Annotated in this window: 21 protein-coding genes and 2 pseudogenes; 13 read left to right on the top strand and 10 right to left on the bottom strand. The window is 62.5% G+C overall.

Annotated features, from left to right (window positions below; translation table 11 throughout):
- A pseudogene (locus GOEFS_RS23475) lies at window positions 1–320 on the top strand (oxidoreductase); the annotation flags it as partial.
- Window positions 321–324: 4 nt separating this feature from the next.
- Here GOEFS_RS23475 and GOEFS_RS14325 read toward each other — a convergent pair.
- Window positions 325–1,563, bottom strand: coding sequence for an MFS transporter (locus GOEFS_RS14325; protein ID WP_245549860.1), 1,239 nt, complete (start codon window positions 1,561–1,563; stop codon window positions 325–327).
- 53 nt (window positions 1,564–1,616) lie between these two features.
- On the opposite strand from GOEFS_RS14325, the gene GOEFS_RS23835 reads away from it, so the two are divergent.
- A complete protein-coding gene (locus GOEFS_RS23835; protein WP_007318644.1) occupies window positions 1,617–1,958 on the top strand; it encodes a hypothetical protein in 342 nt (113 codons plus the stop codon).
- On the opposite strand, the gene GOEFS_RS14320 is transcribed toward GOEFS_RS23835, so the two are convergent.
- Window positions 1,955–3,340, bottom strand: a complete 1,386-nt coding sequence (locus tag GOEFS_RS14320) for an MFS transporter (RefSeq protein WP_007318643.1) — start codon at window positions 3,338–3,340, stop codon at window positions 1,955–1,957. The genes GOEFS_RS23835 and GOEFS_RS14320 overlap by 4 nt on opposite strands.
- Window positions 3,341–3,443: 103 nt before the next feature.
- On the opposite strand from GOEFS_RS14320, the gene GOEFS_RS14315 reads away from it, so the two are divergent.
- The 4 genes from GOEFS_RS14315 (at window position 3,444) to GOEFS_RS14300 (ending at window position 7,288) form a co-directional block, all read left to right on the top strand.
- On the top strand, window positions 3,444–4,085 hold the full coding sequence (locus tag GOEFS_RS14315; RefSeq protein WP_007318642.1) for a TetR/AcrR family transcriptional regulator: 642 nt from the start codon (window positions 3,444–3,446) through the stop codon (window positions 4,083–4,085).
- Window positions 4,086–4,115: 30 nt separating this feature from the next.
- Complete coding sequence (locus tag GOEFS_RS14310) at window positions 4,116–4,733, top strand: maleylpyruvate isomerase family mycothiol-dependent enzyme (protein ID WP_007318641.1); 618 nt, start codon at window positions 4,116–4,118, stop codon at window positions 4,731–4,733.
- Window positions 4,734–4,871: 138 nt separating this feature from the next.
- Window positions 4,872–7,106 carry a carbon starvation CstA family protein gene (locus tag GOEFS_RS14305; RefSeq protein ID WP_007318640.1) on the top strand — a complete coding sequence of 745 codons (2,235 nt, stop codon included), beginning with the start codon at window positions 4,872–4,874 and terminating at the stop codon, window positions 7,104–7,106.
- Window positions 7,103–7,288: a YbdD/YjiX family protein gene (locus GOEFS_RS14300; protein ID WP_306304948.1), complete on the top strand. Its 186-nt coding sequence runs from the start codon at window positions 7,103–7,105 to the stop codon at window positions 7,286–7,288. The genes GOEFS_RS14305 and GOEFS_RS14300 overlap by 4 nt, the downstream gene beginning before the upstream one ends.
- Before the next feature lie 25 nt (window positions 7,289–7,313).
- Here the strand turns inward: GOEFS_RS14300 and GOEFS_RS14295 are convergent, their stop codons facing one another.
- Window positions 7,314–7,850: an AAA family ATPase gene (locus tag GOEFS_RS14295; protein WP_007318639.1), complete on the bottom strand. Its 537-nt coding sequence runs from the start codon at window positions 7,848–7,850 to the stop codon at window positions 7,314–7,316.
- Window positions 7,851–7,977: 127 nt separating this feature from the next.
- Between GOEFS_RS14295 and GOEFS_RS14290 the strand changes: the two genes are divergently transcribed.
- The 6 genes from GOEFS_RS14290 (at window position 7,978) to GOEFS_RS14265 (ending at window position 11,573) form a co-directional block, all read left to right on the top strand.
- Window positions 7,978–8,808 (top strand): HpcH/HpaI aldolase/citrate lyase family protein, encoded by an 831-nt coding sequence (locus tag GOEFS_RS14290; protein WP_040525187.1) that lies wholly within the window; start codon window positions 7,978–7,980, stop codon window positions 8,806–8,808.
- A 55-nt stretch (window positions 8,809–8,863) separates the two neighbouring features.
- Complete coding sequence (locus GOEFS_RS14285; protein WP_007318637.1) at window positions 8,864–9,346, top strand: carboxymuconolactone decarboxylase family protein; 483 nt, start codon at window positions 8,864–8,866, stop codon at window positions 9,344–9,346.
- A gap of 109 nt (window positions 9,347–9,455) precedes the next feature.
- Window positions 9,456–10,028, top strand: a complete 573-nt coding sequence (locus tag GOEFS_RS14280) for a hypothetical protein (protein ID WP_007318636.1) — start codon at window positions 9,456–9,458, stop codon at window positions 10,026–10,028.
- 62 nt (window positions 10,029–10,090) lie between these two features.
- Window positions 10,091–10,381: a hypothetical protein gene (locus GOEFS_RS14275; protein ID WP_007318635.1), complete on the top strand. Its 291-nt coding sequence runs from the start codon at window positions 10,091–10,093 to the stop codon at window positions 10,379–10,381.
- A 5-nt stretch (window positions 10,382–10,386) separates the two neighbouring features.
- Window positions 10,387–11,175, top strand: coding sequence for a helix-turn-helix domain-containing protein (locus GOEFS_RS14270; RefSeq protein WP_040525192.1), 789 nt, complete (start codon window positions 10,387–10,389; stop codon window positions 11,173–11,175).
- Window positions 11,172–11,573, top strand: coding sequence for an NUDIX hydrolase (locus GOEFS_RS14265; RefSeq protein ID WP_007318633.1), 402 nt, complete (start codon window positions 11,172–11,174; stop codon window positions 11,571–11,573). The genes GOEFS_RS14270 and GOEFS_RS14265 overlap by 4 nt, the downstream gene beginning before the upstream one ends.
- Before the next feature lie 708 nt (window positions 11,574–12,281).
- Here GOEFS_RS14265 and GOEFS_RS14260 read toward each other — a convergent pair.
- From GOEFS_RS14260 to GOEFS_RS14240, 5 genes are read right to left on the bottom strand one after another with little or no spacing between them, the layout of a single operon-like run.
- Window positions 12,282–13,574: a DUF58 domain-containing protein gene (locus GOEFS_RS14260; protein ID WP_007318631.1), complete on the bottom strand. Its 1,293-nt coding sequence runs from the start codon at window positions 13,572–13,574 to the stop codon at window positions 12,282–12,284.
- Window positions 13,574–14,575, bottom strand: a complete 1,002-nt coding sequence (locus GOEFS_RS14255) for an AAA family ATPase (RefSeq protein ID WP_007318630.1) — start codon at window positions 14,573–14,575, stop codon at window positions 13,574–13,576. The genes GOEFS_RS14260 and GOEFS_RS14255 overlap by 1 nt, the downstream gene beginning before the upstream one ends.
- Window positions 14,568–15,773 (bottom strand): DUF4350 domain-containing protein, encoded by a 1,206-nt coding sequence (locus GOEFS_RS14250; RefSeq protein WP_007318629.1) that lies wholly within the window; start codon window positions 15,771–15,773, stop codon window positions 14,568–14,570. The genes GOEFS_RS14255 and GOEFS_RS14250 overlap by 8 nt, the downstream gene beginning before the upstream one ends.
- Window positions 15,770–16,468, bottom strand: a complete 699-nt coding sequence (locus GOEFS_RS14245) for a DUF4129 domain-containing protein (RefSeq protein WP_007318628.1) — start codon at window positions 16,466–16,468, stop codon at window positions 15,770–15,772. The genes GOEFS_RS14250 and GOEFS_RS14245 overlap by 4 nt, the downstream gene beginning before the upstream one ends.
- Window positions 16,465–17,577 (bottom strand): DUF7847 domain-containing protein, encoded by a 1,113-nt coding sequence (locus GOEFS_RS14240; RefSeq protein WP_007318627.1) that lies wholly within the window; start codon window positions 17,575–17,577, stop codon window positions 16,465–16,467. The genes GOEFS_RS14245 and GOEFS_RS14240 overlap by 4 nt, the downstream gene beginning before the upstream one ends.
- 169 nt (window positions 17,578–17,746) lie before the next feature.
- On the opposite strand from GOEFS_RS14240, the gene GOEFS_RS14235 reads away from it, so the two are divergent.
- Window positions 17,747–18,136: a nuclear transport factor 2 family protein gene (locus GOEFS_RS14235; RefSeq protein WP_007318626.1), complete on the top strand. Its 390-nt coding sequence runs from the start codon at window positions 17,747–17,749 to the stop codon at window positions 18,134–18,136.
- A 2-nt stretch (window positions 18,137–18,138) separates the two neighbouring features.
- On the opposite strand, the gene GOEFS_RS14230 is transcribed toward GOEFS_RS14235, so the two are convergent.
- Both GOEFS_RS14230 and GOEFS_RS14225 read right to left on the bottom strand, forming a co-directional pair.
- A complete protein-coding gene (locus GOEFS_RS14230; protein ID WP_007318625.1) occupies window positions 18,139–18,816 on the bottom strand; it encodes an SDR family oxidoreductase in 678 nt (225 codons plus the stop codon).
- Window positions 18,817–18,835: 19 nt separating this feature from the next.
- Window positions 18,836–19,211, bottom strand: a pseudogene (locus tag GOEFS_RS14225) (MFS transporter); the annotation flags it as partial.

Raw genomic sequence — 19,211 nt, 5'->3', positions numbered from 1 at the left:
CCCTCGCCGACGTCATCAGCACCATCAACTACGGCGGCGCGGTCGCCGCGAGCGGCTTGACCGGTGGGCCGCAACTGAATACGACGGTTCTGCCATTCATCTTGCGCGGGGTGTCGCTGCTGGGTATCGACTCGGTGTCGATCAAACCCGAAGTCCGGCGGGGTATTTGGTCGCGGCTGGAAGTCGACCTCCGTCCCAAGCGGCTGGAGAAGTTGATCGTCGATGTCGACGTGAAAGACGTCGCCGCATCGCTCGCCTCAATTGGCAAGGGCGCCAACACGGGTCGCACCGTGGTACGCGTCGACGGCGGCTTCGCGTAAGTCGCTACTCGGCCGGGATCTGTCCCCGGCGGTAGTTGGGCAATCGGCTCGCCGGCAGGATCGCCGTCGCACTGATGGCGGCGAGGATTAGCAGGCCGAATTTGAGCGTCCGTAACCGCGCATCCTCGTTCACCTCGACCGCCGCATCGATCTGAGTGGGAGTCGCGTCGGTCTGCGTCGCCAGGACGGTACGCAGATTGTCATTGCTGACGAAGTTGACGTTGTCCAGATTCACTTGTGCGACAAGGGAATCAGGAAGCTCGGGGTGAGCCACGACCGACGATGCGACGGTGAAGCCCAAGATGGTGACCAATAGCGCACCGGCGACCGCGGTGCCGACGGCCGACGCCAGGTTCTGAGTCGTGCCGCGCACCGAGCCGACGTCGCCGGCGAGTTCTTTCGGCGCCGACGTCACCAGGACATTGAATACTAACGTCACCAGCGCACCCTGTCCGATGCCGAAGATGATTAGGCCGACGATCGTCGCCGCCGTCTCCCAATTGTTGTTCACCACAACCGAAAGCCACACCAACGCGCCGGTGGTGAGGATGAACGAGAACACGCCGATTGTTCGTGGGCTGTAGCGTTTGTAAAACCTCACCACGAGCATCGCGGTTGCGAATACCGTGAGGTTGAACGGGATCATCGCCAGTGACGTGTCAAAGGCCGACCGACCCTGAACGATCTGGATATAAAGCGGCACAGTGAAATTCAGTGCCGCCTCCAGGGTGACCACGATGAACATGGCGTAGACGGCCGCGCGCTCGCGGGAGCTGCCCAGCACCGAGAGATCCACCAGCGGCACTTGGCCCGCTTTCATCCGACGTCGAGTCCAGATGAAGAAGGACTGACCCAGTATCAGGCCGATCAGAATCATGAGCGGTGCGGGTGAGACGCCCTGAATGTCGAAGGGGGCGTTGGGGTCGGCGAAGAACACGCCCCAGGAGTTGAGGTTGTTGAAGCCAAGGGTCAACAGCACGACGGCGCTACCGATCAGCACGGCCGCCACGACGTCAATCTCTATGTCCGGGTTGCCTTTATCCGATCGGAGCGTAAAGCTGAACGCGAAGACGGTGATCGCGATGGCCAGCACGATGCCGAAGACCGGACGCCAGCCGACCGCGGTTCCCAGTGCGCCGCCCACGAAGAACGCCGTCATCCCGGACACCGCGCGGGCCGAACCCAGCGATCCGATCGCGGTTGCTTGCTGCTCGCCGGAGTAATTCTCGGCGATGAGCGCCACCAGCGCGGGGGACGATGATTGCCGCCGATGCACCAGCGAGGCCTTGGCCGGCGATGGCCCAACCCACCGACGGCGACACGATCATCAGCACCGACGAGCACGCGAAGGTGATGATCACGAACCGGAAGATCGTCACCCAGCCGACGCGCTGGCCGAGTTTGCCGCCGAGCATCACCAAAGCGGCGACGGCGAGACCGTACATGACGATGGTGGTGCCGACCGTCGTCGGCGGGACGTCGAAGTCTTCGACCATGCCGCCGATCGAAACCGGCAGCGCCGCAACGTTGAACGACATCAAGACTTGCCCGAAGAATAGACAGACCATCGGTAGCCAGGAGCGTCGGTCGGTGTTCGTCGCAGCTGAGGGCGTCATTGTGCTCACCCTAATGGGCTAGACTTCATGGCGCTGTTGATCGCGCGGGAGAATCAGCCAGGCCGCCACACTCGCGACGACGAGAAATACTGCTCCGACGCCGAGCCCCATTCGATAGCCGTCGGCTGCGACCGTGTAGTGCGCGGCGATAGTGACGAGTATGGCGAGCCCGATAGTGCCGCCCAGCTGGCGTGAACTGTTGAGCACACCCGATGCCGCGCCGGCGTCGACGGGCGGCACTCCGGCCGTGCCGACGGTGCCGATCAGCACCATCGAACCGCCAATGCCGGTCGCCGCTAACAGGGATGGCAACAGAATCCCGGTCCAGAACGAGAACTCATCGGGCATCCGCGCAAATAGCGCCAAACCTACCGCGCCGAGCAACCCTAGAAGTGCGATTGTATTGCGGGGCCCTAGTTTTGGCGCGATCTTCGACGACAGAACGATACCCACGAATACGAACGCGCAGAACGGAAGGAATAGCACCCCGGTCAGTCGGGGGCTTACTTCCCAGACCGTCTGTGCGTACAGCGAGCAGAAGTAGAACGCGGCCAACTGTCCTGCCGCCAGCATGAAGCCAAAGGCGTTGGCGCCCACTATGCTTCGTGTCGCGAGGACTCGGATGGGCATGAGCGGATGTTGGCCGGTGCGTTCGGCGATGGCGAAGCCAGTCAGTAAGATCACCGCGACAGCGAAGCCGGCGAGTGTTCGCCACGATCCCCAGCCATATTCTCCGGTCGCGGTTACCGCGAAGACCAGTGCGGCTACGCCGACGGTCACCAGCACACCGCCGAGCAGGTCAACGCGAGCACGCGACCGCTTAGTTTCAACGCTGATGCCTCCGAGAGCGGCCACTAGAGTTGCCGCGACGATTGGAACATTGACGAACATGACCGCGCGCCAATCGAACCAGTCGGTCAGCAATCCGCTGGCCACTACACCGACCGCGCCGCCAGCCGCTCCGGCTCCGCCCCAGATACCCATCGCGCGTTTGTGCATCGCCTCGTCGTCGATCTGGGCGACTAGCGCCAAGGCCGCGGGTGCGAGCACCGCTGCGGCCAACCCCTGGATGGCGCGCGCCCCGACGAGGAGCCATGGCGCGGTAGCGAATCCGCCTGCGACACTGGCGACGCCGAATACGAGGAGTCCGACGAAGACCACCGGCCGTCGACCCCACACATCGCCGAGTCGACCGCCCACCAGCATGAAGCCGGCGAAGCTGAGCAGGTAGGCATTGACGACCCACTGCAGCCCGGCGGCACTGAACCCCAGCTCAGCCTGTATCGCGGGTAATGCGATATTGACCAGCGACATGTCCAGCCCGACGGTGAACTGCAGGAGGAAGACGGTGGTCAGCAGTGCGCCGTAACGCGTCCGAGGGCCTGCCGGGGGTGCGATTGTCACCGGAACTCCGATCTCATACTTGTACGAATTAGTACGCGTACGAGAATGTACGCTACGTCGAGGTCGATGCCAAGAGCACCAGGCGATGGGAGAGGATGGATAGATGCCGCCCACTCGATCACTGCAACGCGACGACATCGTCGACACCGCGATCGCGATTCTGCAGCGCGACGGCGTCGATGGCCTCAGCATGCGGCGTCTCGCGGTCGAACTCGATTCCAAGCCGATGACCCTGTATCACTACGTGCCGAATAAATCGGCGTTGCTCTCGCTGGCTCTGTCCGAGGTCGCGGGGCGGATTCCCTGGGCCACCCCGACCGGCCCACCGCGCGAACGCATGGTGATCATCGCGACCGATATGTTCGACAAACTGCGGGAGATCCCGTGGATCGTCGGGATCTTGCGACAAGGCACCAACGTCGGCACACCCGCTCTGGCATTGGCGAATGAATTCTTCACCGCCGCAGCGGAATTGGATATCAACGAGCAAGACACCCTCGACCTGTGGCGTGCCGTGTGGTACCTCGTCGTCTCCGAGCTGCAATGGCTGGACACCTTGGCGAACCGCGCACCCGACGACAAGTCATGGCACGAGAAGATGGACCCGGCGCAGGTCGCGCATTTGCCGAAGGTCGCCGCGATCATCCCGCGCTGGCGGGAGTTGTCCGACGGCTTCGACATCCAGCGCGCCATCGAGGCACAGATCGACGGTGTGATCGCGCGAGCGAAAAATGATCACCGATGACTTTTCCGACGTCCTCCGGTCTATCTCGACATGAAGGCTTCCACCGAACAGATCTGGCTCGTCGTCGCTGAGGAACGGTCGCGTCTGGTCGATGACCTTTCGTCGGTCGGCGTCGACGCGTGGGATACGCCATCCCTTTGTCCGGGATGGAGTGTTCACGACGTACTGGCGCACCTCGTCGACTCGGCCAAGGCGACGCGAATTAGCTTTGCGCGCAGGATGATTGCCGCACGCTTCAACTTCGACCTCGATAATGAACGGGGAATCGCGCGTGAACGTCGCGACAGCCCGGCCCAGACATTGGCGGCGATGAGCGCGGTGATCAACCTCCGGCACACGCCGCCCGCCGCACCTGCTACTCGACTGGTCGAAGCCTTTGTGCACGGCGAGGATATCCGGCGACCACTGCGCATCGCCGCGACTTATCCCCCCGACGCTGTCGCACAAGCTCTCGCCTATCAGGTCAAGACGAGGGTCGCCATGGGTGGCGGCCGTGAACGCGTCGTCGGGCGGACGGTAGTCGCGACCGACACCGACTTCGTTCACGGCGACGGTCCGGAACTGCGCGGGACGGCGATCGACCTGCTGTTACAGGTTTCGGGTCGCGAACTCTCCGTACCGCACCGTCAGCAGCCGCTCGCGCCATAGCGCCACACTGTATTTGGTCGGCCGTCATTGAGCTGGTTACACCGTCCCCAACATTCAGGGGCGGCGGAACCAGGAAATCCCCACGCGCCGACCACTCGAGTGGCAGCATCGCGGTGGAACCTCGATCAGGAGTAGCGCGTGACGGCAACTTTGGAAGAAACTTCCGGCGACATCACCTATGTCCGAACCGATCCCGACCGTCCGCCGGTTGCGATTGTCGACCGCAGTCCGATCACCGTCCGGCATCGAATTATCTTCGGCGCCATAGCTATTCTCGGCGCCGTCGCCTGGGCGATCATCGCATTCGCCCGCGGGGAGACGGTGAATGCCGTGTGGTTTGTCGTCGCGGCGATCTGTACCTACGTCGTCGGTTACCGCTTCTACGCCCGGCTTGTCGAGTCCAAGATTGTCCGGCCCCGCGACGATCGGGCGACGCCGGCCGAATCCCTCGACAACGCGACCGACTACATGCCGACCGATCGCCGGGTCCTGTTCGGTCATCACTTCGCCGCGATCGCCGGCGCCGGGCCGCTCGTCGGGCCGGTCCTAGCGGTGCAAATGGGATATCTGCCCGGCACGATCTGGATCATCGTCGGTGCGGTTTTCGCGGGCTGCGTCCAGGATTTTCTGGTGTTGTGGGTTGCCACCCGACGTCGGGGCCGTTCACTCGGTCAGATGGTCCGCGACGAACTCGGACCTGTCGGCGGCACCGCCGCAATCATCGGCATCATCGCGATCATGACCATCTTGATCGCGGTGCTCGCGCTGGTGGTGGTCAACGCCCTCGCGGAGAGTCCGTGGGGTGTCTTCGCCATCGCGGCTACCATCCCGATCGCCCTGTTCATGGGCATCTATCTGCGCTACCTGAGGCCCGGCCGGATCAGCGAAGTGTCGTTGATCGGTGTGGTGCTGTTGCTGGCAGCGGTCATCGGCGGACGCTACGTCGGCGAAACCTCTTGGGGCCAAGAGATATTCGGCCTCTCGCCGACGGCATTGGCGTGGGCCATCATCATCTACGGCTTCTGCGCATCGGTGCTGCCGGTGTGGCTATTGCTCGCACCGCGCGACTACCTGTCGACGTTTATGAAGGTCGGCACCATCGTGTTGCTCGCCGTCGGCATCGTCTTTGCGAGACCGGTCATGTCGGCACCGGCGGTCTCCGACTTCGCCTCCAGTGGCGCGGGGCCGGTCTTCGCGGGATCTCTTTTCCCATTCCTGTTCATCACCATCGCTTGCGGCGCGTTGTCCGGCTTCCACTCGCTCATCAGTTCAGGTACCACGCCGAAACTGTTGGAGAAGGAAGGACAGATGCGCATCATCGGCTACGGCGGGATGCTCACCGAATCCTTCGTCGCGATCATGGCGCTGATCACCGCCGCGATCATCAATCAGCACCTGTACTTCACGCTGAATGCGCCAAAGGCCAAAACTGGCGGCACAGCGGAGGGTGCCGCGGCGTATGTCAACAGCCTGCCGCTGGGCGGGCCACCAATCAGCCCGGAGGAGATCACCAAAGCGGCCGACGACGTCGGGGAGGCGTCGATCGTTTCCCGCACCGGTGGCGCTCCGACGTTGGCCTTTGGCATGTCCGAGGTCTTGCACCGGGTGTTCGGCGGGTCGGGACTCAAAGCCTTCTGGTATCACTTCGCGATCATGTTCGAGGCCCTGTTCATCCTCACCACGGTCGACGCCGGGACGCGTGTCGCCCGATTCATGATCTCCGACGCCTTCGGCAACTTCGGTGGTCCGCTGCGCAAATTGCGCGATCCGAGTTGGCGGCCCGGCGCCTGGGGTGCGTCGTTGGTGGTTGTCGCACTGTGGGGCGGCATTCTGCTGATGGGTGTCACCGACCCACTCGGCGGTATCAACACGTTGTTCCCGTTGTTCGGTATTGCCAACCAACTGCTCGCCGCCATCGCGTTGACATTGGTTGTCGTGGTAGTGGTTAAGAAGGGTTACTACCGCTGGGTGTGGATTCCGGCCGTGCCGCTGGTGTGGGATTTGATCGTGACGATGACGGCGTCGTGGCAGAAGATCTTCTCGGCCGACCCTGCCGTCGGATACTGGAAGCAACACAGTCAGTACGCGGCTGCCGCCGACGCCGGCAAGGCGACCTTCGGCTCGGCCAAGACCCCGGCCGAAATCGACGCCGTGGTGCGCAACACGTTCATCCAGGGGACACTGTCGATCGTCTTCGCGGTGATGGTGTTGATTGTCGTCGCCGTCGGTGTGTATTGCGCGTACCGCACGGTGTCAGGCGGCGGTAGACCGCTCACCGAAGACGAGGCCGAGCCGAGCCATCGCTTCGCGCCAAAGAGCCTGGTGCCGACCGCGACCGAACGGGAAGTGGCACGGCAGTGGGCGAGCGGATGATGAGAAGAATCGGCACCGTCGCGCGGGCTATCGCCGCTTACATCCGAGATGTTATGGGCGACAACGACTATCAGCGGTATGTTGCTCTTCGACGTCGGACGCATCCGGGCGAACCGATGATGACCGAACGCGAATACTGGCGGGTCCGACATGACGCGCCACCGACGGCGCGCTGCTGCTGAACGCTGCCGGGCACGGCCCAAAGTCTCAAATGGTGTGCGTCCCAAGGGATACCGCTCGATATATCCTCTCCGCGGTCGCCGAGATGTCGAGATCGGTGGTATCGATCGCATGCCGCGAGTAGGGACCTAGATCCGCGAACTGATCCCAGAGCGCCACAACGGGTTCCGCGTCAGTGAGAGCGTCCGCTTCGGCCCGCTGCTGAGCACGCTTGAGTGCCGTTGGCCGGTCGGGACGTAGCACCAGGTAGTGAGTCGCGACCTCGGGGTGCCCGCGGCGAACGCGTTGATAATGGTGAAGCATCCACGGACCGACGATCCCGTCGACAATCGTCACATAGCCGCCAGCCGCATATCCGAAGGCTGCCGCTGCGGTCACGCCGACCACGGTTTGGTTCTGTTGATCCGATTCCGGTAGATACGGCGCGATCGCACCGGAGACGATGGCATGCCAGAAGTCGTCGGTGTGAAGGTGTACCGCTCGGTCAAAGCGAAGAGCCAGCTTTCTCGCGATCGTTGTCTTTCCGGAGCCCGGGGAACCCGAGACGATGACAACCTGGTTCATTCGACGTCCTTCCCCGGTGTCCGGCGATGAAAGTGTTCAGTGTCCGGTGCCATTCTGCGGCATTGCGCCGACGGCGCGTTGTTGCTGACGGCTGCCGAGTATGGCCGGGTCCCATACCCTTGGGCATATGGCGCACCCGCCGACTACTCCCATCCGCGTTCCCTACGAATATGCCCGCAGCTGGTTGCTCGTCTCGGCACACAAACCCGAACTCTTCGCCAAGTCGGCGGCTAGTGCCGCCGATGCCATCATCATCGACCTCGAAGATGCTGTTGCCCCCGAGGCCAAAAGCCGCGCTCGATCCGGAGTCGCACAATGGCTGCGCGATGGCGAACTGAGCGCATGGGTGCGCATCAACGACGCCACCACCAAATACTGGGCCGACGACCTCGTCGCGCTGCGCGGACTGCCCGGCCTCGAAGGAATCATGCTGGCGAAAGTCGACGACGGTGAGCAGGTCGATATGACCGCGGCCCGGATGGCGGCCGGCGTGCCGATCATCGCGCTCATCGAATCGGCGGTGGGTATCGAAGCGGCACTCGACATCGCGCGCCGAGCCGGTACTTCTCGAATTGCCTTCGGCAGCGGCGACTTTCGTCGTGACACCGGTATGGCCGACGACCCGGTCGCGATGGCCTATCCGCGTAGTCGGCTCACCGTGGCGAGCCGCGCTGCCGGGCTGCCCCCGCCTATCGACGGACCGACCCGCGTCGCCGACGAGGAGACATTGATACGGCAGACGGCCGACGCCGCGGCCGTCGGGATGACGGGACGGCTGTGCCTGCGGATCGAACAGACATCTGTGGTGAACACGCGACTCGCGCCAACGCCGGATGACATCGAGCAAGCGCGCGAAACGGTGATTCGGTGCGCGACCATCCGCGAACCATCGGATGTCCCGCGATTGGCGCAGGCGCGCCGGGTTCTGGAGTTGGCTGGGATCTTCGGTACGGCCTGACACTTCTCTCGCGAAACCAATGAGAACACGTTCTATTCGACGTAGGGTGCGAAGAATGAGCCGTATCGGAGATTTTGACAGCACCGACATCGTCGGATGGGTTGGTGTGGCACCCGAACTTGGTACCGCGATGGCTGGTTTCACCGATGCGGTCTACAACCGCAGTCGCCTGCCGCTGCGCGTTCGCGAGGCCGCGCGCATGGCGATCGCGTTGGCCAACGAGTGTGCGGTCTGTCAGCAGACGCGCGACTCACAGGGCGCGGCGCAGGGCATCGACGACGAGTTCTACGACCATGTCCTGCACTGGGATTCGTGGGAGGGCTTCAACGAACAGGAACGAATCGCGGCTGAGTTTGGATATCGATTCGCCACCGATCACACCGCGCTGCGCGACGATGAGGGCTTCTGGGAGCGGGCCCATGACGCGTTATCGGACGAACTACTGGCCGACCTGGCGTTGTCGTGTGCGATGTGGCTCGGTTCGGGGCGGGTGTTCCGAGTGCTGGACATCGCGCAGGCATGCAAGCTGACGCTGTAAGGAGCCGAGAGACCACTGGCCGGTGTCGGTCATCCGAATGCCTTTTGGTTTCTTAGTCGCGGGTCATCGCTAACGTCGCAGGTAATAGATCGCGGCCAGAGGGATGACCATGAACGATTCAACGCGCGACGTCGTGCGCAGACTTGCCGCATTCGGCGCACTCACACGAGCCACCGGTTTCGACGACGTCGTGGTCATCGACGGCGACGAGATCACGCATGACGACGGCGGCGGAAACTGGATTCGGTTGCGCAAAGACGGCGATCGTCTCACCGTGTGGGGATTCGATCGGGATGATTGCGACTCCGAGGTCGACCGGACCGTCTTGGCGACACATTTCGGTCCGCACAGCGAGTACGGGACCGGAACTAACCACGTGTGCTTTCTCGGCGAAGAAGTGCCGGCCAACGACCCGGCCAGACCCCGGCCGGTAGTCGAGAATTGGCAGTCTGACGAAACCGCCGAGTTGGAGTTAGCCGATTGGTTCGAGCAGTATCTCGTCGATGCAGGATCTGACGAAGAGATTGATCGGGAACTTCTGAAGGCGATCGTTAACAATCCGTTCTCTCCCGCAAATGGCTTGCGGCAGTTGGTTAACGACGTCGATGCCACGAAAACGCCCAACGTCGAAACCTTCCTCGCCGAGATGTGGCGCTGGCTTGGCGCTGAGTCGATTACCTGAGAGGTAATCGACCAACTACCCGCTGGCACTTACGGTCGAAGCATCCGATCAAGGAGGCGTCGATGCTACGACCACCAACCAAACACCGACTGCTGTGGCTCGCGGTGCACGCCGACAAGGTCGGATCTAACGCCTACATCGTCTATGCGTTATTCGTCGCTCCGCCAATCCTCGCGCTGATCGATGATCCCTCGATAACCCTCGCGGTGTGGCTCAGTTTGATCTTCGGCGCCATCGCATTGGCGATCCTCGGAATCTGCATGGCCGTCGGCCTGGGTTTGGCGGCGCGCAATCCCGACGCGCTCGACTTCGACTGGTACCGAAGCCATTTCGAGTCCGGTGATCTATCGTGACGGTGGTGACCACTGTTCAACCCGACGTCGGGGTCTTGGTCCGCGAGTGGCGGATGCGTCGTCGACTGAGTCAACTCGAACTCGGTCTGCGCGCCGACGTGTCGGCGAAGCATGTCAGCTTTGTCGAGACCGGACGCGCTCGACCTACCCGCGACATGCTGCTGAATCTCAGTGAGCACCTTGATATTCCGCTACGGGAGCGCAACGAAATCCTGCTGGCGGGTGGTTTCGCGCCGGCCTATCCAGAGCACGCCATGACCGACATTCCGATGGCAGCGGTGGCGTCGGCGATCGCGCAAATTCTCCAAGCGCATCTGCCGAATCCGGCCGTCGTGGTCGATCGGCATTGGACAATGGTGGACGCCAACCCGGCTATTGCTCTGTTGACTAAGGGGTGTGCGGCCGAACTGCTTGAGCCGCCGATCAACGTACTTCGCTTGGCGCTCCATCCCGACGGGATGGCGCCGCGAATAGCCAATCTCGCGCAAGTGAGCGCGCATCTGATCGGCCGGCTGCGGCATCAGATCGCCGTTACTGGAGATCGGACCCTCACCAGATTGGCCGACGAACTCGAGACCTATCCGGCCGGGCCTGGTCACGAAATGTCACACTCGGAACTTCTTGTTCCGATTCAAATCGACACCGCGGCAGGAGAACTCAATCTGATGTCCACCACGACGGTATTCGGCGCGCCGCGCGATGTCACTGTTGCCGACCTCGCCATCGAATCGTTCTACCCGGCAGACGAGAAGACAACGGATCTGTTGGCACAACACCGGATCGATGCCGAATGATCCGAGTGAGTGCCGTGGTGCTTCGAGACGCAGCAGGCGCGATATTGACCGTTCGTAAGCGCGGTACCGATCGTTTTATGTTCCCGGGCGGAAAGCCTGAACCGGGCGAGACGGCGATTGAAGCAGCGATTCGGGAATGCGGCGAGGAACTGCGGCTGCAGTTGGATGCACGCGAACTTAACTTGCTGGGTGTCTTCCGTTCGCCTGCCGCCAACGAACCTGGAATCGACGTCGAGGCAACGGTTTTCGTATGTGCAAGCATTGTTGATTCCGAGCATGACGCGATCACTCCTGCTGCCGAAATCGCTGAGTTGCGGTGGCAATCACTTGACGAGGACCCGTTGCCCGGGGATCTAGCGCCATTGCTCGCGGGGAATGTGTTCCCGGCCTTGCCGTAGAGATTACTGCACCTGCTGTTGCCATTCGCGAATCTGTGTACTAACGTTTTTTATGCATTCGTCATAGGAAATGTTCGTAATTTACCGGGTTGATTGGGGGCCCGCGTGAGCGGCGCTGATGCCAGGCAGTCCACACGACAGTGGTGGCTACGACGCATCGCGGTTGGCGCGTTGGCTGTCCTATTTATCCTGACCGTCGGCATTGCCGTTGTTGACCTCGCCGTGGACGATGACTCGTCGACACGCGTTAACGCTTCGACGGCCGAGGCTGCGAATCCACAAAAACAGGCGCTTGCGCCACCCCCCATACTTCCGGAATCGCCGTCGATACCGATCAGTGTGTGGTTGCTGGCCGGCGCTGCGGCGATAGTTCTGACAAGCCCCGGGGCAGTTTGGGCGCTAACTAACTATGGACCAGCAAAGGGAGTGTCGAGCGACAGCGACCCAGACCACAGGTGCCGCCTGCGTCGAAGGAGTGGGGCCGGGCGCTGAGATGCCGCCTGAGATGTCACCCCCTCGCTGGTCGAGTGCCCGGCGAGGCGCCAGCCGAGCCGGGTGTATCGAGACCACGCAACCGGAAAGCATTGGCCAAGTTGGCATTCCACCTAACCGGGTCTCGATACACCGTCGGCCTCGCAAGTTCGGACGACGGTACTCGACTAGCGAGCGGGCATCGTGCCTCGTCGGGCACTCGACCAGCGAGGGGACTTACAGCAATCCCCGCGACTTCAACGTGAGATAATGGTCGGCCAATGCCGGCGGCAACTTATCTGGCACCGCGTCAATAACTTCGACGCCGAGTCGCCCGACGGCGCTCGCCATTCGTTCACGCTGTTCGATGGATCTGGCCGCCGCGGCGGCGTCGAATGTCGCCTTACTGTCCCCGCGGTTGGCAAGCATCGCGGGTAGCGCCGGATCCGATACTGATCCGATGACCACTCGGTACCGCTGGGCAAGCACCGCAAGTGTGGGCAGCAGTGATTCTTCGACGGCGGCTGGCTCGAGTGGAGTCAGTAGCACCAACAGGGCTCGCTGCTTGCTCAACCGCGCGACCTCCGCGCCAAGCAGCGGCCAATCCGCTTCCAGCAGAGCAGGTTCCAGCGGCGACATCGCGTTGACAAGTTTGCTCAACAGGTCGATGCCCTTGGTCGAAGTGATTCGACGATGTATCCGTCGGTCGCCGGCGATTAGGTCCACCCGGTCGCCCGCGTGTGCCGCCAGGGCGGCTAACAGTAGGGCCGCGTCCATCGCCGAATCCAGGCGGGGCACATCTTCGACACGGCCGGCCGATGTCCGCGACGTATCGAGCACGATCATGATGTGCCGGTCCTTTTCCGGCTGCCACGTTCGCACAACCGTCGATCGACGTCGGGCCGTCGCCCGCCAGTCGATACTGCGTACATCGTCGCCTTCGACATAATCGCGAAGTGAGTCGAATTCGGTGCCCTGACCGCGAATTCGGACCGCCGAGCGTCCGTCGAGCTGTCGTAGGCGCGCGAGCCGGGAGGGCAGATGTTTGCGTGAATCGAAGGGCGGCAATGCCCGGACCTGACCGGGGACGAACTGGGACCGCTGCCGTCCGGCGATGCCCAGTGGGCCGCTCCGACGTACGGTCACTCGGATGGCCAGCCGGTCTCCTCGCCGGGTCGGCCGCAAATCCGTTGTCACCGAACGACGTTCACCGGCCGGGATGCGAAGTCGATGGCGCACCGACGTCGCGCCAGCCGATGGCTGCCAGGCGTCACGCAATTCGCCGCGAAACGTGCGGGTGCCGATATTGGAGATGAACAGCGTCGACGACGACGAGTCGCCCAGTCGGATTGGATCCGACGCCGAACGTCCGATCATCAACACCGTGGTGCGCCCCGCGCACAGGACGTCGACCAGCACAACCACCAGACACAGCAGAAACCACCCGGCCACCACGTAGTACTCCGGGTGCACAATCGTCGGAATCGCCCCTACCGCAACGAGTCCGAGCAATCGGCCGGTGACGTACATCAGCGCGGCACTGGCACGGAGTTGATGGCGGCGTCGAGCACGGTCGACACCGCGACTCCCTCCAGTTCAGCCTCCGGTCGAAGTGAAAGGCGATGTGCCAGAGTCGATTGCGCCAATGCTTTCACGTCGTCCGGGGTGACGAATGTGCGGCCGTTAAGCCACGCCCAAGCTCGGCTGGTCGCCATCAGGGCGGTGGCACCACGTGGACTCACACCGAGTGCCAGCGACGGTGAGATACGCGTAGCTCGTGCGATGTCGACTATGTACGCAAGAACCGCGGGTGCGATAGACACCTCACGAACAGCGCGCGCACCGGCCACGATGTCGTCGCCGGAGGCCACCGGCCGCACACCCGCACCTGCGAGGTCCCGTGGATCGAAACCCGCGGCGTGTCTTGCCAATACGGTGATCTCGTCGTCGCGCGGTGGTAAGGGCAAGGTCACCTTCAAAAGAAAGCGGTCGAGCTGGGCTTCGGGTAGCGGGTAGGTGCCCTCGTACTCCACCGGGTTCTGCGTCGCGGCTACCAGAAAAGGCGCGGGCAACGGCCGCGGCACACCGTCGATGGAGACCTGGCGTTCTTCCATCGCCTCGAGCAACGATGCCTGGGTCTTTGGCGGCGTCCGGTTGATCTCATCCGCGAGAAGAAGATTGGTGAACACCGGGCCGGGACGGAAGGTAAACTCCGACGTCGCGTTGTCGTACACCAGCGAACCGGTCACGTCGCCCGGCATCAGGTCTGGCGTGAATTGCACGCGTTTGGTATCGACGGACAACGCCGCGGCCATGCTGCGGACCAGCAGAGTCTTGGCGACGCCGGGCACGCCTTCGAGTAGGATATGTCCGCGGCAGAGCAGTGAGATCAGAATTCCGGCGACCGCCGCATCCTGTCCCACAACGGTTTTGGCCACCTCGGCGCGCACCCGGGTCAAGGCTTGGCGCGCCGCGTCCGGGTTCGACGGCGGCTGTTGCGCGACAGATGCTTCTTTGGGCAGATCAGTCATAGCGTCGGTGAACTTCCTCTTCGATACGGGACAGGGCATTGGCGAACTGGAGCAACTGCTCCTCGGTGTTGGGCAGCGGTCCGCTCAGCAGTGCCTTCAACTGGGCCTGATCAGAACCGGAAGCGGTTGCCGCCGTGTCGATTACGGTATCCAGTTCGGTGCGCGCGGGTAGGCCAAGAGTCTTGGTGATACGCACGATCGTGTGGTTGCGCAGACGCGATGCCGCGCGCGGAATATCGCCAGCCTGGTGGTAGAGGCGTCCGCGCGCCTCGGTGGTCTCGATGGCCTTGACTACCGCGGGTAGCGGCTCAACGACTAGTTTCCCGAATCGTCTTCCGCGCCAAAACATTGCGGCAAGCAGAGCGACGAATGACAGCGCGATCAATGGCCCGATTGCACGCGGAATATCCGACGGTCCCGTTGGCTCGCTAGGTGCGACGTCTTTGTCTGATGGCACATACCACAGCAATCGATCGTGCCCACCGAGCATTCGCACCGCTACGCCGGCATTGTCTAGACGTGTGACCTTGTCGTTTGTGAATTGTTCGCCGCTGGCAATCACCACTTCGGGTAGAGATGAAGCCGACTGCAGCACAAGCACATTCGATGCATCTGGCTGCGAAGAGCCGGACCTCACCTTGAAACACGCTGTCGATGGCGCGCTGGGGGCAGTGATGGTGTAAGCCCGTGTGCTGGTGGTCATCACATCCGATGCCGAGATGCCGAAGGCTTCGCAGTCGGCGCGCACCGAAGGTGAAAATGAACTGGAGCCCCAATCGGTCGCCGGCAGATTGAGGGAGGTCAGCGTCGTTGAGTGGGGATTGAGCAGGACTAGCCGGGCGGCTCCGCCAATCCGTTCGCGAAGTTTGCCCGCTGTATATGGAGTCAGCGGATCGGCGCCGGCGACCACCACGGTCGTGTTCGCGCCGGGTCGGTCAGCGCCACTGAACTGTCGCTGATTGCGTACCACCTCGACGTCGACGCCGTGCGATGCGATCACCCGGGCCAATGCCTGCGCGCCACTGTTGCCGGGGTTGTTCGGGTCGAGTGGCTCGGAGTTCGCGTTGCTGCCTACTTTGTTCGCGGCCGCGTTGATCGCTACGGCTAAGCCGCCACCGACGATCAGCACGGCGACAATCGCCAGAAGAGCGAACAAGAGGCGGTGTCTCGACTTCTGCGGCGCTTGCGTCGCACTCATCGAACGCTCTCCCGGATCGGTGGGAGGCTAGGTGCTGGCCGCTCGGTTTCGTCGGATAGCCGTGGTTTGGTTGCCTTCACCTTCTTGTCGAGTGCTTGCAGGCGAAGAGCGTCGGTGTGTGTGGCGGGAACCTCGCCGTACACGACATCATCGAAAACGTCAGCACCGCTGAGCAGTTCGTCGATCAGGGACGGGAATGTCGTCGTCAATCGATAGGCGATCTCGTGGGCGGTCAATGACGCGGCGCGGGTTAACAGCGTTCGCTCCACCGATTCCTGCGCGATCGCGCGCATGCTGCAGATGATGCTGCGGTAGTAGTCGCCATCGTCGAGTGCCTGCGTGGCGAGCTCCCGATGTTGTGCGGCAGTCAATTTCGAGGTGCCGAGTACCGCTCGGTCTGCCGCGGTTGGATCGACAGCACGCCGGTTGCGGCGCAACCGGGCCACTAGATATACGGTGCCGGCGAGAATCACCAGCGCGATGAGAACGGACACGACTAGCGGAACTGGACCGGAGTCGGTGTCGAAGATGCTGCCAAATACGTTGCCGAACCATCGGCTGATCGAGTCGGATATCCGGTCCCACCAGCTGGGTTCGGGATTGTATGCGCCCTTCCGCAACTCGTCTTCCAGCCAACGTCGTGCTTCGTCGTTATTGGGGTCGAGTCCTTCGGCGAGGTAGTGCGGGCCGGTCATCTAGCGCCCTTCGAAGTGACATCCGATGCCGTCATGAGCGTGATGTCGAAGCCTTCCAGGCGAATTCGCGTATCGGTATAGAGGACGGTCACGTTGGTGGCGAGGAAGGGAAGAGTAACGAAGTCGACGATGGCGGTCATGATTGTCGAGACGGCGATCTTAGCGGTCGTCGCCGATGCGCCGCCGGCCACCTCTTCGAGCATGCTGCCGATAGTGTCGGCGGGGGTCATGAGGACTGATCCTGCGATTCCGATGATCACTCCGACTAACAGGAGAATCCCGAAGACCCGCCAAAAGACCGGCCGCACAAGAACTATCGAGCGTCGTAGCGAGTCAATCGGACCCAGTTTCTCGAGAACGGTGATCGGCAACGCAAATGCGATGAAGGTCCACACGACCGACAGTGCGAGTATCGCGATGAGGACGATGACGATCCCGAGCACCACGACTGAGAGTGAGTCGACGGTTGTGGCACTCGCGAACACGGCTGTTAGTAGGGCAAAGGGGAGTGCGACGAGGACAAACTGGATCGCTGCCAGCACAAGGATCGCGGGCAGCCGTGGCGCGATGCGTTTCCAGCACCGGGCGATCGGTGGGTATCGGCCCTCCACCGCTCGGCTCGTCGGATAAGCAAGTGCGCCGGTGAGAATCGCACTGAGCGCTACCGCTGCTGCGAAGCCGAACGTGGTGATTCCTCCCAGCGCGCCGAGCGCGTTGTCGTCTAAGACGTCCACGCTCTCCGTCATTACTGACGTCAAAATCGTCACCAGGGTCCCCGCGAGCGCGATAACCGCCGAAATTGCCGCCACCGCACGGAGATTCGTTGTTACCGCGGTGAAGGATCCGTTGAGAACATCGCCGACAGTCAGGGGACGCAAGGGGATGATTCCGGGCTTGTGGGCGGCAAGGGGGTTGGCGTAGCTCGGCGGCGGTTGATAACCGTAAATCTCTGACGGTCGGGGCAGTCCGTAATCGATGGGCGGCGACTCGATTGGTGTCCAACCCGGTGGCAAGGCAGATTCGACTGGCGGCAGGGCGGACTCCGCGCTGGGCGCGATCCAGGCCGCGGGTGTGGGCTCGCCCTGCACGGGTGGATCGGAGTCAGTCATTGTGGTGCGCCCCTCGTCGGTCAGTTCGATCGCGAGCGCACACGCGTGCCGCGACTGAATTTCTTGATTGTGAATCTATCAAAACCCGCGGGCGTTGCTGCTAATCTCGAACTAGAACATGTTCTAAAAACCTCGCTCAGCGCGCAGCCGAAAGAAAAGGAAACCGCAGATGACAGTGGAACAAGAGACGTTGACCGACAAGATGAGCGCCGCCGTCGACTCGTACATCGATCGACTGACCGAAGGCAATGCCGAGAAGATCGTCGAACTCTATGCCGAGGGCGCGACCGTCGAAGATCCGATTGGCACCGAGGTGCGGACCACGCGTGAACAACTGCTGGAGTTTTACACGATCATTCAGAACCTTGATGACCGCACGGCGACGCTGAAATGGAAGAAGGTTGCTGGTGACACCGCGGTCTTCGAGTTCACCCTCGTGACTCACACGGCAGGCATGGCTTTCGAGATCACTCCGGTAGACATCATGGTGTTCAACGAAGAGGGGAAGATCGTGTCGATGCGGGCGGTGTGGGCGCAGGAGGATCTGAAGACGTTGTAGGGCTACCGCCCAGTCGGACGCACCACAATCTCCTCAACATGCGCATCCGCCGGAGTAGCGATCGCATGCGCCACCGCAGCGGCCACCGTCGACGGCTTCAAAAACTGCTCGGGTGAATATTCGCGGCCTTCGATCGCCACGATGTCCTGCTGCATTTCGGTGTCGATGCGGCCCGGGAAGACTGACGTGACGCGCAACGTCGGCTCCTCGAGTCGCAGAGCGTCGGCCAGCGCCTTCAAGCCGAATTTGCTTGCGGCATAAGGCGCCCAGCCGGCATTGGCTCGTCGCCCGGCACCGGAATTGATGAACACCACTTGCCCCGACGCCTCGCGCAGCGACGGTAGTAACAGTCGCGTAAGTTCTGCTGCTGCAACGAGATTCACTTCCAGCAAATGTCGCCACTCGTCAACGGGCGTCGTCTCCACAGGTTCGAGACTGCTTGCGACTCCAGCGTTGTGGACCAGGACATCGAGGGTGGAGATGGCTTCGGTGGCGGCCTCCACGTCGTCGTAGTCGGTCAACTCGACCGCGAAGGTGCTCGCACCGTCCAATTCTGTTGCCAGCGAATCTAATTCGGCGGACGGACGTCCGCCGAGGAGAAGGTCGTGAGTAGGAGCGAGGGCCCGGGCGATCTCTGCGCCCAGGCCCCTGCTGGCTCCGGTGATCAATGCGGTTGGCATTGCGTTAGCCTACCGCCGATCAGTATTCTTCGGCTCCGACGAGTACCGCCTCGGGCTCGACGTGATGCGACGCAGCGACTTTGGTGCGGACGAGGCTCACCGACCCGACGGCCACCACGCAGTATGCCGCAGCGAACCAGAATGGTGCGGCGCCCGAGCCGAACCACTCGGCGAGATAGGACACCAGGACCGCGGCGACGGCGGCACCCATCCACCGCAGGAAGCTGTAGCCTGCGCTCGCGACCGAACGCGGGGTGTCGCCGGAGGCCATCGCCACGCTGGTGAACAGCGTATTGAGCACGCCAGACGGGATCCCCGACACTATGACAGCGAATCCAATCAGTGGGACCGAGCCTTCCAGGGTGCCGACGGCAGCGATTGCCATGACCACTCCG

This window comes from Gordonia effusa NBRC 100432, from assembly GCF_000241305.1.
GTDB lineage: Bacteria > Actinomycetota > Actinomycetes > Mycobacteriales > Mycobacteriaceae > Gordonia > Gordonia effusa.
The sequence above is the reverse complement of the archived record's forward strand: the minus strand, read 5'-3'. Positions and strand labels throughout refer to the sequence as shown.

Excerpts from the sequence above, each read along its gene's own strand:
- GOEFS_RS23835 (WP_007318644.1), top strand. The coding sequence starts at position 1,617 with ATGGCCCAACCCACCGACGGCGACACGATCATCAGCACCGACGAGCAC.
- GOEFS_RS14315 (WP_007318642.1), top strand. The coding sequence starts at position 3,444 with ATGCCGCCCACTCGATCACTGCAACGCGACGACATCGTCGACACCGCG.
- GOEFS_RS14310 (WP_007318641.1), top strand. The coding sequence starts at position 4,116 with ATGAAGGCTTCCACCGAACAGATCTGGCTCGTCGTCGCTGAGGAACGG.
- GOEFS_RS14300 (WP_306304948.1), top strand. The coding sequence starts at position 7,103 with ATGATGAGAAGAATCGGCACCGTCGCGCGGGCTATCGCCGCTTACATC.
- GOEFS_RS14295 (WP_007318639.1), bottom strand. The coding sequence starts at position 7,850 with ATGAACCAGGTTGTCATCGTCTCGGGTTCCCCGGGCTCCGGAAAGACA.
- GOEFS_RS14290 (WP_040525187.1), top strand. The coding sequence starts at position 7,978 with ATGGCGCACCCGCCGACTACTCCCATCCGCGTTCCCTACGAATATGCC.
- GOEFS_RS14285 (WP_007318637.1), top strand. The coding sequence starts at position 8,864 with ATGAGCCGTATCGGAGATTTTGACAGCACCGACATCGTCGGATGGGTT.
- GOEFS_RS14280 (WP_007318636.1), top strand. The coding sequence starts at position 9,456 with ATGAACGATTCAACGCGCGACGTCGTGCGCAGACTTGCCGCATTCGGC.
- GOEFS_RS14275 (WP_007318635.1), top strand. The coding sequence starts at position 10,091 with ATGCTACGACCACCAACCAAACACCGACTGCTGTGGCTCGCGGTGCAC.
- GOEFS_RS14265 (WP_007318633.1), top strand. The coding sequence starts at position 11,172 with ATGATCCGAGTGAGTGCCGTGGTGCTTCGAGACGCAGCAGGCGCGATA.
- GOEFS_RS14260 (WP_007318631.1), bottom strand. The coding sequence starts at position 13,574 with ATGTACGTCACCGGCCGATTGCTCGGACTCGTTGCGGTAGGGGCGATT.
- GOEFS_RS14255 (WP_007318630.1), bottom strand. The coding sequence starts at position 14,575 with ATGACTGATCTGCCCAAAGAAGCATCTGTCGCGCAACAGCCGCCGTCG.
- GOEFS_RS14250 (WP_007318629.1), bottom strand. The coding sequence starts at position 15,773 with ATGAGTGCGACGCAAGCGCCGCAGAAGTCGAGACACCGCCTCTTGTTC.
- GOEFS_RS14245 (WP_007318628.1), bottom strand. The coding sequence starts at position 16,468 with ATGACCGGCCCGCACTACCTCGCCGAAGGACTCGACCCCAATAACGAC.
- GOEFS_RS14240 (WP_007318627.1), bottom strand. The coding sequence starts at position 17,577 with ATGACTGACTCCGATCCACCCGTGCAGGGCGAGCCCACACCCGCGGCC.
- GOEFS_RS14235 (WP_007318626.1), top strand. The coding sequence starts at position 17,747 with ATGACAGTGGAACAAGAGACGTTGACCGACAAGATGAGCGCCGCCGTC.
- GOEFS_RS14230 (WP_007318625.1), bottom strand. The coding sequence starts at position 18,816 with ATGCCAACCGCATTGATCACCGGAGCCAGCAGGGGCCTGGGCGCAGAG.